This window comes from Nonomuraea sp. NPDC050394, from assembly GCF_044459065.1.
Lineage (GTDB): Bacteria > Actinomycetota > Actinomycetes > Streptosporangiales > Streptosporangiaceae > Nonomuraea.
On the sequence record NZ_JBITIO010000004.1, the window covers coordinates 615484 to 627824 of the forward strand.

The window sequence follows — 12341 nt, forward strand, 5'->3', positions numbered from 1 at the left end:
ATTTCAGGATTTATGCGGAGGTCAGGAGGGCGGCGCTGCCGTAGGAGCCGCCGAAGCCCGTCACCAGCGCCACCTCACGGTCCTCCCGCAGCTCCCGTACGGCTTGCGCCACGTTGTTGAGCCCGTGCACATACCCCTCGGAGAGCAGGCCGCCGTGCCGGTTCACCCAGGCGTGGCGGCGCTCCAGGAGGTAGCCGTCCAGATCCTCCGCCAGCCCGAAGTCGGCCAGCTGCCTCGGCACCAGCCACGAGTAGGCGTCGTAGAGAAGCGCGGCGTCCACGTCGGCCGGCTTCATCCCCGAGGCCCGCCACAGCATCGGGGCGACGTGTTCGGAGAAGATCGCGCCGACGTCGGGGGCGCGGTCCATGGCCGAGCACCCCGGGCCGCCGCCGCGCACCACCGCGTGGACGCGCGGGCCGGCGAGTACGCCGCTGACGACCAGGGCGCAGGCCCCGTCGGTCTCCTGGCAGCAGTCGGCCGTGCGCAGGGGCGTGCACACGTACGGCATGGCCTGGTAGTCCGCCCAGGTCAGGGGTTCTCGGCGGAGGGCACGCGGGTTGGTGGCGGCGTTGGCGCGCGACTGGGCGACGACGGCGTGCAGGTGCTCCTCGGTCAGGCCGGTGTCGTGGAGGTAGCGGGTGGCGGCCAGGGCGAACAGGGGGATGGGGCCGGCCATGCCGTACCGGCGGGTGAGCTCTTCCTGGGGTCCGGTGGAGGCGACGTTGAGCCGCTTGCCCGAGCGGCCGTTCAGTGCCCGATAGATCACGATATTTCGTGCCATACCGCAGTGGATCAGCATCGCGGCGTCGCCCAGGATGGAGGCGGCCTGAGTGCCGCCACCGGCGATGTCGTTGTGCCAGCCCAGCCGTTCGATCCCGAGGGCCCTGGCGACCTGGACCACCGGGACGGAGTCGTTCATATGGTAGCTGAGCAGCGCGTCGACCTCGGCGGGCTCGATCCCGGCGTCCCGGCAGGCGCCCCGGACGGCCTCGACGGCCAGATCCAGCTCGCTACGGCCCGAGGCCCTGGTGAGCGCGGTCATCCCCACGCCCGCGACGGCCGCCCGGCCGGAGAAGGGCTGCAAGTCACGGCTCCCTACTTCTCGCTGGCCGCCCACCGGGCCGGGGCGCGATCCGTCCCGGCGGGCGACGACAGTCGTCACGCTAGCCGGGCGCCCGTTGTTAGGCAAGCGCTTGCTCGGTTACCGGATGCTCGCAAAAAGTCACCGACACGAAACCGGGACTCGATCCGATGAAAGGCCGATGATGAAAGCCGATAAACGAGGTGATGGATGGATCTGCGCCAGGTGCGTTACGCCATTGCGATCGCGCGGGCCGGCAGCCTGCGCCGCGCGGCCGGCGTGCTGCACATCGCCCAGCCCACCCTCTCCGAGCAGCTCAAGGCGCTGGAGAGAGAGATCGGCGCGGAGTTGTTCACCCGCTCGTCCAGCGGTGTGCGGCTCACCGAGGCGGGCGAGGTGTTCCTCGCCCAAGCCACCGTCGCCGTCGACGCCTTCGAGCGCGCGGTGGCCGCCGCCCGCGGCAAGGGCCAGGCGCTGCGCATCGGCGTGGCGGACGGGCTCGGAGACGTGCAGGCGCGGCTGCTGTCCCACCTGCCCGGCGAACCCCGGCTGCGCGTGGCGCCCATGAGCACCGCGGAGCAGATCGTCTCGATCACCGACGGCAGCCTGCAGGCGGGGCTCGGCTACGCCCCCGGCACGCTGCCGCGCGGCGTGGCCCGCACGCTCATCCAGCGCGCCGCCGTCCACGCCCTGCTCCCCCGCGAGCACCCCCTGGCCTCCCAGGACGCGCTGCCGCTGGCCGCCCTGGCCGCCGAGCCGCTGGTCATGCCCGAGTCGGACGGCGGCCGCTTCCTGTCCGGCTTCGTCCGCCACCGCCTGCACCCCCGCCTCGGCCCTGCCGCCGCCACCCACGACCTGGCCGTTAACCTGGTCGCGTCCGGCGCCGGCTACACCCTGTGCGTACGCAAGGGGACGCCCGTGCCGGAGGCGCTGGCGTTCGTGCCGATCGCGGAGGCGGTGCCGCCCATCGAGGTCGTCTTCCTGTGGAACCGCCAGGCGGAGGTGCACGACCTCGTCACCGCGGCCCGTCAGCTCGCACGCTCCGGTTAGACGTTATGGTCTACCGATGCGCATCTCAGAGCTGAGCGCCGAGTCCGGTGTCGCCCTGCCGACGATCAAGTACTACCTGCGTGAGGGCCTGCTCCACCCGGGTGAGCAGCGCTCCGCCACGCGCGCCGACTACGACGACACGCACCTGCGCCGGCTCCGGTTGATCCGCGCCCTGCTGGAGGTGGGCAAGCTCCCGGTCGCCTCGATCAAGAAGATCATCGAGGCGGTGGACGACGAGAGCCTGCCCGTCCACACCATGCTCGGCACCGCCCACTACGCCCTCGCGCCCGAGGTCTCCCCCGCCGAGCCCGGCGACGAACTGGAGGCCGCCCGCGCCGAGGTGGACCGGGTGGTCGCCGAGCACGGCTGGCGGGTGCTGCCCGACGCGCCGCCCAGGGCGGAACTGGCCGAGATCCTCCTCAGGATGCGCAGCCTGGGCATGACACCGGACCTCGCCCCCTACGCCGAGGCGGCCGACCGGATCGTGCGCGAGTTCGAGATGGCGACCATCCCGTTCGACGGGCCGCGCGACGCCGCCGTGGAGGCGCTGGTGCTCGGCACCGTCCTGTACGGCAAGGCGTTCGACGCCCTGAGGCGCCTGGCCCAGGAATCGGAGTCGGCCCGCCGCCTCAACCGCTGATTCAGGCGATCACGTGGGTCTCGCCGCCGTCCACCAGGAGCGAGGCGCCGGTGACGAAGGAGGCCGGTTCGCCGGCCAGGAAAGCCACCACGTCGCCGATCTCCTGCGGGCGGCCGATGCGGCCCATCGGCGTGGCCGCGGCACGGGCGGCGAGGTTCTCGGCGCTGCCGGACAGCTCGCGCAGGCGGTCGGTGTCGACCGAGCCCGGCAGGACGTTGTTGATCAGGACGCCTTCCGCGGCCACCTCCCTGGCCAGGGTCCGTACGACGCCCGCGACCGCCGACCGGGTGGCGTTCGACAGGGCCAGGCCGTCGAGGGCCTCGCGGACCGAGCGGCTGGTGATCGTGACGATGCGGCCCCAGCCTCGCGAGCGCATCTCGGGCAGCACGGCGTGGATCAGGCGGACGGTGCCGAGGAGGTTGCGCTGGACGGCCACGTCCCACTCGGCCAGGCTCATGTCCACGAAGCGACCGGCGGGCGGGCCGCCGGCGTTGGCCACCAGGATGTCCACGGGCCCGAGGACGTCACGGGTCTCGGCCACCACCCGCGCCGCCGCCGCGGGGTCCTCCACGTCGGCGAGGACGGCGTGCACGACGCCGCCGAACTCCTGAAGCTCGACCACCGCGTCCGCGAGGCGCTCGGGGTTGCGCGCGCTCACGCAGACGTTGGCGCCCTCCCTGGCCAGAGACTTGGCCGAGGCCAGGCCGATGCCCGCGCTGCCGCCGGTGACCAGTGCTACCTTGCCCGCGATGCCGAGATCCATACGGGCGACTATAAGCCGATCATGGGCGTATCCGCGTGAGCTTGTCGGGGTTGAGGACGCCGAGCATGGTGACGATCTTGCCGTCGCGGATCTCCAGGCTGACGAGCTGGTCGGTGCCGCCCACCGTGGTGAGCAGCGCCGGATGGCCGTTGGTCTCGCCGAGCCGCATCTCGCCGAACAGGTAGCGCGACATGAGGCCGTTGAGGAAGGCCATGACCTTGTCCCGGCCGTGGATCGGCTTGAGCGCCGCGCGCACCTTCCCGCCGCCGTCGTTCCAGATGACCACGTCCTCGTGCAGGAGCGAGGTGAGCGCGGCCATGTCGCCGCCGGCCGCGGCCTCCATGAAGCGGGTCAGGAGCTCGGTGTGCTGCTGGGCCGTGGGGGTGAAGCGGTCGCGGCCCTCGGCCAGCCGTACGGAGGCCCGGTGGTGCATCTGCCTGGCGTTGGCCTGCGTCACGCCGACGATCTCGGCGATCTCCGGGTACGGGAGCTCGAAGGCCTCCCGGAGCACGAACACCGCCCGCTCCGGCGGCGTCAGCCGTTCCATGAGATGGAGGGTCGCGAAGGCCACGGTGTCGCGCAGTTCGACGGTGTCGAGCGGGCCCACCTGCGCGGCGGGCACAGGCTCCGGCAGCCACGGCCCGGTGTACGCCTCCCGCTTGACCCGCGCCGAGCGCAGCTGGTCCAGCGCCAGGCGCGAGACCACGGTCACCAGGAACGCCCGCGGCTCCCTGACCTCCTCCCGGTCGGTCCCCTGCCAGCGGATCCAGGCTTCCTGGACGACGTCCTCCGCGTCCCACATGCTGCCGAGCAGGCGGTACGCCAGCCCCAGCAGCATGGGGCGGTGCTCCTCGAATGCGTCCACGCCCAGCATCATGCCTTCTCGTGGACGAAGGCCGAGTGGCGGGGCCGCCAGTTGAGCTGGAGCCGGGCGCGCGTGTTGTCGGCGCCGCGCAGGCCGGTCATGAACGCCACGCCCCAGCCGCCCAGGGCCGGCCTCGCCATCTCGACGGGCACCCGCGCCGGCTCCGGCGCGCCGAGCCGGGCGGCCAGCGCGGGCAGCCACTCGGCCATGGTGACCGGGGTGTCGTCGACCACGTTGAGCGCGCCGGTGAGGTCGCGGTCGAGTGCGGCGACGACCGAGGTGGCCGCGTCGTGGGCGTTGGTGAAGGAGAAGACCGAGCCGCCCTCGCCGACGACGGGCAGCTGACCGGCCAGGATCGCCCGGGTGGTGGAGCCGCCGGCGTCGTAGGCGGTGCCGGGGCCGGTCAGGTGGCCGATGCGCAGCACCAGGCCGCCCGCCCGCGCGGTGAGCGACTCCAGTTCGATCAGGGCGTCGCGGACCGCCGTGAACTCCGCGGGCGGGTTCTGCCAGAGCGGGGTCTCCTCATCGGCGGGGCCGTCGCCGGGCTCGTAGGCGTAGGCAAGACCCTGGCTGATGATCCGCGCGCCCGGCGCGGCCTCGATGAGCGTGCGGGTGCCCTCGGTGCGCAGGCGGCTGGTCAGTTCCATGTCCCGCGCGAAGGTGAGCGGGTTGATCGCGTGCGGGATCGCGGTCAGCAGGTTGACGATCACGTCGGGCGCGGCCGCGCGGACGTAGCGCACCGCCGCGTCGTGGTCGAGCGCGTCAAGACCGGTGGACCGCGAGCCCGCGATCACCTCATGGCCGACCGCGTCCAGCAGCGGGACCAACTGGCGGCCGATCACTCCGGTGGCTCCGGCGACGAGAACTCTCATGATCACTCCAAGTCTTAGGGCAGGTACTGTCGCCTACTGGACGGAACACCCCCTTGGGTTGTGACAACTTCCGTGATGAGGTTTGTGGGTGGCGAGAAATCTGATCCTTTCCGGAGGCCTCTTCCACGACTTCGAGGCCACGTCGGCGGCGTTGGCCGAGGTGCTGGCCGAGGTGGGCGTCGAGTCCGAGATCACCGAGGACATCGCCGGCGCGCTGAGCGAGCCGACGGAGGTGCCGCTCATCACCGTCAACGCGCTGCGCTGGCGGATGGACCTCGACCGCTTCGCCGACCAGCGGGAGCGATGGCGCTTCGAGCTGCCCGCGCAGGCGCGCACGACGCTGCTCGACCACCTCGACCGCGGCGGCGGGCTGCTCTGCATGCACACGGCCGCGATCTGCTTCGACGACTGGCAGGGCTGGCCGAGGGTGCTCGGCGGCTGCTGGACCTGGCCCAAGTCCCATCACCCGCCTCTGGGCTGGACGGGCGTGCGGGTGCACGGCGGCCACCCGATCGTGGCCGGGCTGCGCGACTTCGACGTCGTGGACGAGGTCTACAGCGACCTCGACGTGCTGCCCGACGTGCGGCCGCTGGCCTCGGCGAACGGCCAGCCCCTCGTCTGGGCCCGTCCGGTACGGCGCGGCCGCGTCGTCTACGACGCCCTGGGCCACGACACCCGCTCCTACGACAACGAGGTTCACCGCACCCTGCTGCGCCGGGCGGCGCTGTGGCTGCTGAAGCGGCCGGTGGAGTTCAGCGAGTAGGGGCGCCGAACAGGGTGGCGACGACGGCGCGCGCGTACTCCTCGGCGCTCACCGCCTGGTCCACGAAGTACGACAGGTGGGCCCGGTGGTAGCAGGCGCCCATCAGCAGGGAGGCGAGCACGTCACAGTCGGCGCCGGCGGCGATCCGCCCGCCTTCCTGCTCGGAGCGCAGGATCGAGGCCAGGATCCGGATCGGCAAATGGGGCCCGGCTTCCCGGTTCGCCAGCATCCCGCGGAACGTTCCGAGCAGCGGCGGGTCGCCGATCATGCCGGAGGCGATGGGCGCGGTGCTGGTGTAGAAGGTGATGGCGGCGAGCGTGAACTCCGTCAGGTGGGCGTTCAGGTCGCCCTCCCCCGTGGCGGCGCGCAGCCGTCCCAGCGGCGGGGCGAGCGCGGGCATGCGCTCCAGGATCACCGCCAGGAACAGCTCCTCCTTGGCGCTGAAGTGCTTGTAGAGCAGCGCCTCCGAGCATCCGGCCAGCCGGGCGATGCGCTTGGTCGTGGCACCGGCGATGCCGTGCTCAAGAATGGCCTGGTAGGCGGCCTCGATGATGCGCTCGCGGGTCTGCCCGGCTTGACGGTGAGTAGGCACTCACCCATCATAGGGGTGAGTGAGCATTTACTTACTAAGAAGAGGACCGTTCAGATGAAACTCACCGTCTACGGCGCGACCGGCGGCACTGGCCGCCTCTTCATCGACCAGGCGCTGCGCGAGGGCCACGTGGTGACGGCGGTCGCCCGCCGCCCGGAGGCGGTCACGGCGGAACATCCGGGACTCGGCGTGGTGGCCGGCGACGTCATGGAGGCCGGGACGCTGACGATCGAGCCCGACTGCGACTCCGTCGTCTTCCTCGCCGGTCCGGCCAGGAGCGGACCGCCCACGGTCTACTCCGAGGGCGTGCGCAACGTGATCGGCGCCATGGACGCCGCCGGGGTCAAGCGCCTCGTGGTGGTCACCAACGGCATGATGAACGGCCCGTCCGACACGGTCGCGCAGCGGCTGACCAAGATCGTCATTCGCTCGCTCTTCCTGAGGACGCCCTACCGGGACAACGTCCGCGTGGTCCGGTGGATCCGCGACAGCCCGCTGGACTGGACCGTCGTCCGCCCGCCCCGCCTGCTCGACTCCCCCGCGCGCGGCACCTACCGCACCGCCGTCGACGACTGCGTGCGCGGCGGGATGTCCATCGGCCGCGCCGACCTGGCCGACGCCGTGCTCCGCGTGCTGCCCGACCCGGACACCCACCGGCACACGGTCGACGTCGCGTACTGAGGCGGCGGCTTACCTCGTCATTGGAAAAGCCATGACATCCTTCCCTTAGGAACCTTGGGGAAGGGACGGGCATGGACAAGCCGGTCATCGTGACAGTCGACGACGACCCTGGCGTGTCGCGGGCAGTCGCCCGCGACCTCAGACGCCGGTACGGCCAGCAGTACAGAATCGTCCGCGCGGAGGCGGCGCAGCAGGGCATGGACGCCGTCAAGGAGATGCGGCTGCGCGGCGACGACGTGGCGGCCATCCTCGCCGACTACCGGATGCCGCAGATGAACGGCGTGCAGTTCCTGGAGGCCGCCATGGACATGTACCCCTTCGCCCGCCGTGTCCTGCTCACCGCCTACGCCGACACCGACGCCGCGATCCAGGCGATCAACGTGGTCGACCTCGACCACTACCTGCTCAAGCCCTGGGACCCGCCGGAGGAGAAGTTCTACCCGGTCATCGACGACCAGCTCGACGCCTGGCAGCGCACCGACCGCAAGGAACGGGCCGAGCTGCGGGTGATCGGTGACCGGTGGTCGTCGGGGTCGTACAAGGTGCGCGACTTCCTTGCCCGCAACCAGGTGCCCTACCAGTGGATGCTGGCCGACGACCCGGAGGCGACCCAGCTCATCGCCGCCGCCGGTGAGGACTGCCGGCTGCCGCTGGTGGTCACCGCCGCCGGCGACACGCTTGAGGCGCCCGACCAGGCCACGCTCGCCATGTCCGTGGGCCTGTCCACCACGCCGGCCACCGACTTCTACGACCTGATCGTCATCGGCGGCGGCCCCGCCGGGCTGGGCGCGGCCGTGTACGGAGCCTCGGAGGGGCTCAACACCGTGCTGGTCGAGTCGCTGGCCACCGGCGGGCAGGCCGGGCAGAGCTCCAGGATCGAGAACTACCTGGGCTTCCCCGACGGCGTATCCGGCGCCCAGCTCGCCGACCGGGCCCGCCGCCAGGCACTGAAGTTCGGGGCCGAGATCCTCACCGCCCGCAAGGTCGCCACCCTGGAGCCGCGCGGCCAGGCCCGGGTGATCGGCTTCCACGACGGCGGCGAGATCGCCGCGCACGCCGTCATCCTGGCGACCGGCGTCAGCTACCGCAGGCTGACCGCCCCCGGCCTGGACGACTTCGTCGGCCAGGGCGTCTATTACGGCGCCGCCCTTACCGAGGCCCCCTCGTGCAGGGACAGCGAGGTCTGCATCGTGGGCGCGGCCAACTCGGCCGGGCAGGCCGCCGTCTACCTGTCGGGATTCGCGAGCAAGGTCAATTTGTTGGTGAGGGGTGACGGACTGGAGGCCTCCATGTCGCACTACCTCATCGAGCAGATCGCGGCGATCCCGAACATCGAGGTCCACGTGCAGACACACGTGACGGCCGGGCACGGTGACGGACACCTGGAGCGGGTGACCGTCTCCACCAAGGGCGAGGAACGCGACATCGACACCCAGTGGATGTTCGTGTTCATCGGGGCCGAGCCGTACACCGACTGGATGGGCGAGGCCGTGGAGCGGGACGCGCGAGGTTTCGTGCTGACCGGGCCCGACCTGGTTCAGGGCGGCAAGCGGCCGCGTAACTGGTCGGCGCGGCGGGAGCCGTACTTCCTGGAGACCAATGTGCCCGGGGTGTTCGCGGCCGGCGACGTGCGGGCCGATTCGATCAAGCGGGTGGCCTCGGCCGTCGGCGAGGGGGCGATGGCCGTCTCGCTCGTGCACCGTTACCTGGAGAAGCAATGACCGATCTACACGGTGAACAACCGGACGCGGCGTGCGCGGTCGTCGACAGCGGCCACGGGCCCATCGACATAGACGAACTGCGCAAGCTCTTCCTGTTCGAGAAGCTCACCGACGGGCAGCTCACCAAGCTGGCGATGAGCGGCAAGGTGGTGGAGTTCGCCGCCGAGGAGAACATCGTCACGCAAGGCGAGCCGGCCGAGTGCTTCGCGGTGCTGATCTCCGGTGAGATACAGATGATCCAGGAGACCCTCAGCGCGGGCACCGTCGCCATGCCCCGCACCTCCCAGCCCGGCGTGTACGGCGGAGCCACCTCCGCGTACCTGGCCGACCGGGCGCCGGACACCTACCAGCACACGCTGCGCGCGACGGCGCCGACGCGGATGTTCATCCTGCCGGGCAAGAAGTTCGCGCACATCGTGACCGAGTGGTTCCCGATGGCGATGCACCTGCTCGACGGCGTGCTGTCCGGCGGCAGGATGCAGCGGGAGATCATCGACCGGCGCCAGCGGCTGACCGCCCTGGGCACGATCACCGCGGGCCTGACCCACGAGCTGAACAACCCCTCCGCCGCGGCGGTGCGGGCGGTGGGTGAGCTGCGCCAGCTGATCAAGGACTCCCGCATGCAACTCGCGCAGCTGGCCGAGGACGGGATACCGCCGAGCAAGCTCCGGCACATGATCGAGATGCAGGACGCGTGCGCGAGCGCGGTCGGCCAGCTTCCGCCCCGCAGCCCGCTGGAGATCTCCGACGCCGAGGACGAGCTGGGCGAGGCGCTGGAGGCCATCGGCGTGAGCGACGCGTGGGACCTGGCGCCCGCGCTGGTCAACGCGGGCTTCGACCAGATGAACCTGGACAAGATCACCCAGAAGGTGGGCCGCGAGCACGTGCCCGGCGCGCTGCGCTGGCTGGCCGAGGCGGTCGAGATCTCGCAGATGCTCAACGAGGTGACCGAGGCCACCGAGCGCATCACCAAGCTGCTGGCCTCGGCCAAGCAGTACTCGCAGATGGACCGCGCGCCGTTCCAGATGGTCGACGTGCACGACCTGCTGGACAGCACGGTCACGATCTTCCGCGGCAAGATCGGCCCGGGGATCACCGTGGTCACCGACTACGACCGCACGCTGCCGACGATCCCCGCCTACGCCGGCGAGCTCAACCAGGTGTGGACCAACCTGATCCACAACGCCCTGGACTCCATGGGCGAGGAGGGCACGCTCACGATAAGGACGGCCCACGACGAGGACGAGGCGATCATCGAGATCGGCGACACCGGCCCCGGCGTGGCCGAGGCCATAAAGGATCGCATCTTCGAGCCGTTCTTCACCACGAAGACCGTCGGGCAGGGCACCGGCCTCGGGCTGGACATCTCCTACCGGATCGTGGCGGGGCGGCACGGGGGCGAGCTCAAGTGCCGGTCGGTGCCGGGTGACACCTGGTTCGAGGTACGGCTGCCGCTCAGGGAGACCGTCCAGACCCAGGCATAGCCTCCTCAGCAGGCGGTCCAGGTGACCCAGCCCTGACCTCGGCCGGTGATCTTCCAGCCCGCCGGAGGCGCACCCGCCTCCGGCGCGGCCACGACCGTGCACAGGCCCTCGGGCAGGGGTCCTTCGGCCGGTCTGAGGCGTTCGACCGCGGTCCAGTGCACCCGGTGGATCAGATGCACCCAGATGTTCCACTTCACCCGGGTGTCCAGGCCGACACGGCCGTGCGTGAGCCTGGGCAAGCCGTCGTTCCCGGCCGCCGGAGCCGACTTGGGCGCGAGGTCCGCCGCGAAGGCCACGTTGGGCACGGCCAGCGCGAAGGCCAGCACCAGCGCGCCCGCCACCCTCGTGCGAACCGGCCCCTTCGCACGAACCGGCCCCTTCGCACGAACCGGCCCCTTCGCACGGACCGGCCCCTCTGCGCCGATCAAAGCCCTTGTGCGGATCAGCCCCTGTGCGCGGACCAGCGCCGCGGCGGTGATCGCGGCCAGCAGGACGAGCGCCGCGACCGAGGCGCCCACCGGGTCGAACCGGTCGCGTACCCCGCTGAGGAAGGCGGTCTCGGGGAAGTCGAAGGCGATGTAGTGGTAGCGGGTCAGCCGGTCGCCGGCGTACCAGGCGGCCAGCCCGCCGGACAGCGCCAGCAGCCCCGCCGACGCCGACGCGCCCGCCAGGGCCGCCCGCCGCGAGCGCAGCAGCGCCACCAGCCCCACGAGTGTCCACGCCACCGCCACGCAGGCCAGGTAGCGCCCGTAGGCGTAGTTGCCGACCCGGTGCTCATCGGGCAGGGCCGCCGACGACGCGTACGCGATCCCCAGCGTGAGCGCCAGCGCCGCCCCCGCCGTCACCCGGTACGGCGAGCCCCCGCGCACCAGCACCACCAGGGCCGCCACGATGCCGACCCCGGCCATGCCCCAGGTGGCCGTGACCAGGTACCAGATCTGCCCGGCCGCCCCGGCCAGCGAGCGCGCCTGCCCCTCCAGGCTGGTCATCCGCTCCAGCGCCAGCCCCGACAGGTCCTTGACCCCGCTGGGGTACAGGGCGGCCTTGAGCCGGGCGTTGACCAGCGCCCCCGCGGCCCCGGCGACCGCGGCGGCCCCCAGCGCCCAGAGCCCGGCCCGCAAGGGCATCCGCCGAAGGGCCAGCACCCCGGACACGCACACCACGAAGACACCGAACAGGATCGCGCCGCGCATGTGCATGGCCAGGGCGAGCCCCGACAGCGCCCCCGCCACCACCCCGGGCACCACGCTCCGGCGGGTCACCAGGTCGTGAAGGGCGGCCAGCCAGCCCAGCACCAGCGTCGGCAGCACCGCGTCCACCAGCGCCAGCCCGGAGAACACCAGCAGCGACGGCGCCAGCCCGGCCACGAACGCCAGCACCAGCGCCGCCCGCCGCCCGAGCGCCAGCCGCCGCAGCACCAGGTACGCCAGCGGGAACGCCGAGGCGGAGGCCGCCGCCCCGAGCCCCGACACCAGCCGGTAGACGGTGGCCGGGTCGGTGCTCAGCCAGTAGAGAGGCGCCAGCAGCAGCGGGTAGCCGCCCTGGTAGAACGTGCTGCCGGAGTAGTCGCCGCCGGGCCCGCCGGCCAGCCAGCGGGCGGCCAGCAGGTAGCCGACCTCGTCGGGGTTGGCCACGGGCCCCGCGTGGTGGCGGAACAACCACAGCCGCAGCAGCAGGTGGGCGAGCCAGCCGCCGGCCAGCAACCACGGCAGGCGCGCGGGACGCGAACGGGAGAGGGGCGCCGGTCCGGTGACCGGGCGATCGATGACTGACGTCTGCATAGTGCGGCGATTCCATCGATCACCGCCTAACCCGCCCGTTACCTCATC

Annotated in this window: 12 protein-coding genes; 6 read left to right on the forward strand and 6 right to left on the reverse strand. The window is 71.8% G+C overall.

The features are described from left to right. Positions 1–10: 10 nt before the first annotated feature. On the reverse strand, positions 11–1042 hold the full coding sequence (locus ACIBKY_RS20355; protein WP_397098428.1) for an acetyl-CoA acetyltransferase: 1032 nt from the start codon (positions 1040–1042) through the stop codon (positions 11–13). Positions 1043–1291: 249 nt separating this feature from the next. On the opposite strand from ACIBKY_RS20355, the gene ACIBKY_RS20360 reads away from it, so the two are divergent. Together ACIBKY_RS20360 and ACIBKY_RS20365 are read left to right on the forward strand one after the other, a co-directional pair. Then, positions 1292–2131 (forward strand): LysR family transcriptional regulator, encoded by an 840-nt coding sequence (locus ACIBKY_RS20360; RefSeq protein WP_397098217.1) that lies wholly within the window; start codon positions 1292–1294, stop codon positions 2129–2131. Positions 2132–2147: 16 nt separating this feature from the next. Then, positions 2148–2771 (forward strand): MerR family transcriptional regulator, encoded by a 624-nt coding sequence (locus tag ACIBKY_RS20365; protein WP_379625042.1) that lies wholly within the window; start codon positions 2148–2150, stop codon positions 2769–2771. A gap of 1 nt (position 2772) precedes the next feature. On the opposite strand, the gene ACIBKY_RS20370 is transcribed toward ACIBKY_RS20365, so the two are convergent. The 3 genes from ACIBKY_RS20370 to ACIBKY_RS20380 are packed head-to-tail and all read right to left on the reverse strand — an operon-like array spanning position 2773 to position 5271. Then, positions 2773–3534 carry an SDR family NAD(P)-dependent oxidoreductase gene (locus tag ACIBKY_RS20370; RefSeq protein WP_397098219.1) on the reverse strand — a complete coding sequence of 254 codons (762 nt, stop codon included), beginning with the start codon at positions 3532–3534 and terminating at the stop codon, positions 2773–2775. A gap of 19 nt (positions 3535–3553) precedes the next feature. Beyond that, a complete protein-coding gene (locus ACIBKY_RS20375; protein ID WP_397098430.1) occupies positions 3554–4408 on the reverse strand; it encodes an RNA polymerase sigma-70 factor in 855 nt (284 codons plus the stop codon). Further along, positions 4408–5271, reverse strand: coding sequence for an NAD-dependent epimerase/dehydratase family protein (locus ACIBKY_RS20380; RefSeq protein ID WP_397098221.1), 864 nt, complete (start codon positions 5269–5271; stop codon positions 4408–4410). Before ACIBKY_RS20380 ends, ACIBKY_RS20375 begins: the two co-directional genes overlap by 1 nt. 88 nt (positions 5272–5359) lie before the next feature. Here ACIBKY_RS20380 and ACIBKY_RS20385 point away from each other — a divergent pair, with 88 nt between their 5' ends. After that, positions 5360–6034, forward strand: a complete 675-nt coding sequence (locus ACIBKY_RS20385; protein ID WP_397098223.1) for a ThuA domain-containing protein — start codon at positions 5360–5362, stop codon at positions 6032–6034. On the opposite strand, the gene ACIBKY_RS20390 is transcribed toward ACIBKY_RS20385, so the two are convergent. Continuing rightward, positions 6024–6626 carry a TetR/AcrR family transcriptional regulator gene (locus ACIBKY_RS20390; protein WP_397098225.1) on the reverse strand — a complete coding sequence of 201 codons (603 nt, stop codon included), beginning with the start codon at positions 6624–6626 and terminating at the stop codon, positions 6024–6026. The two genes, ACIBKY_RS20385 and ACIBKY_RS20390, sit on opposite strands and share 11 nt — an antisense overlap. Before the next feature lie 54 nt (positions 6627–6680). On the opposite strand from ACIBKY_RS20390, the gene ACIBKY_RS20395 reads away from it, so the two are divergent. From ACIBKY_RS20395 to ACIBKY_RS20405, 3 genes are all read left to right on the forward strand, one after another. After that, entirely contained in the window at positions 6681–7307 is a 627-nt protein-coding gene (locus ACIBKY_RS20395; protein ID WP_397098227.1) for an NAD(P)-dependent oxidoreductase, read from the forward strand. Between the two features lie 71 nt (positions 7308–7378). After that, the gene (locus ACIBKY_RS20400; protein ID WP_397098229.1) at positions 7379–9028 is read left to right on the forward strand and encodes an FAD-dependent oxidoreductase; all 1650 of its coding nucleotides are present in this window, start codon (positions 7379–7381) and stop codon (positions 9026–9028) included. Beyond that, positions 9025–10512 carry an ATP-binding protein gene (locus tag ACIBKY_RS20405; RefSeq protein ID WP_397098231.1) on the forward strand — a complete coding sequence of 496 codons (1488 nt, stop codon included), beginning with the start codon at positions 9025–9027 and terminating at the stop codon, positions 10510–10512. Before ACIBKY_RS20400 ends, ACIBKY_RS20405 begins: the two co-directional genes overlap by 4 nt. A gap of 5 nt (positions 10513–10517) precedes the next feature. Here ACIBKY_RS20405 and ACIBKY_RS20410 read toward each other — a convergent pair whose 3' ends face one another. Then, positions 10518–12293 carry a hypothetical protein gene (locus ACIBKY_RS20410; RefSeq protein WP_397098233.1) on the reverse strand — a complete coding sequence of 592 codons (1776 nt, stop codon included), beginning with the start codon at positions 12291–12293 and terminating at the stop codon, positions 10518–10520. Positions 12294–12341: the final 48 nt, after the last annotated feature.

Bases quoted from the DNA above. Each gene is read 5' to 3' on its own strand.
- ACIBKY_RS20410 (WP_397098233.1), bottom strand. From the start codon at position 12,293: ATGCAGACGTCAGTCATCGATCGCCCGGTCACCGGACCGGCGCCCCTC.
- ACIBKY_RS20380 (WP_397098221.1), bottom strand. From the start codon at position 5,271: ATGAGAGTTCTCGTCGCCGGAGCCACCGGAGTGATCGGCCGCCAGTTG.
- ACIBKY_RS20395 (WP_397098227.1), top strand. From the start codon at position 6,681: ATGAAACTCACCGTCTACGGCGCGACCGGCGGCACTGGCCGCCTCTTC.
- ACIBKY_RS20400 (WP_397098229.1), top strand. From the start codon at position 7,379: ATGGACAAGCCGGTCATCGTGACAGTCGACGACGACCCTGGCGTGTCG.
- ACIBKY_RS20360 (WP_397098217.1), top strand. From the start codon at position 1,292: ATGGATCTGCGCCAGGTGCGTTACGCCATTGCGATCGCGCGGGCCGGC.
- ACIBKY_RS20405 (WP_397098231.1), top strand. From the start codon at position 9,025: ATGACCGATCTACACGGTGAACAACCGGACGCGGCGTGCGCGGTCGTC.
- ACIBKY_RS20365 (WP_379625042.1), top strand. From the start codon at position 2,148: ATGCGCATCTCAGAGCTGAGCGCCGAGTCCGGTGTCGCCCTGCCGACG.
- ACIBKY_RS20370 (WP_397098219.1), bottom strand. From the start codon at position 3,534: ATGGATCTCGGCATCGCGGGCAAGGTAGCACTGGTCACCGGCGGCAGC.
- ACIBKY_RS20355 (WP_397098428.1), bottom strand. From the start codon at position 1,042: ATGACCGCGCTCACCAGGGCCTCGGGCCGTAGCGAGCTGGATCTGGCC.
- ACIBKY_RS20375 (WP_397098430.1), bottom strand. From the start codon at position 4,408: ATGCTGGGCGTGGACGCATTCGAGGAGCACCGCCCCATGCTGCTGGGG.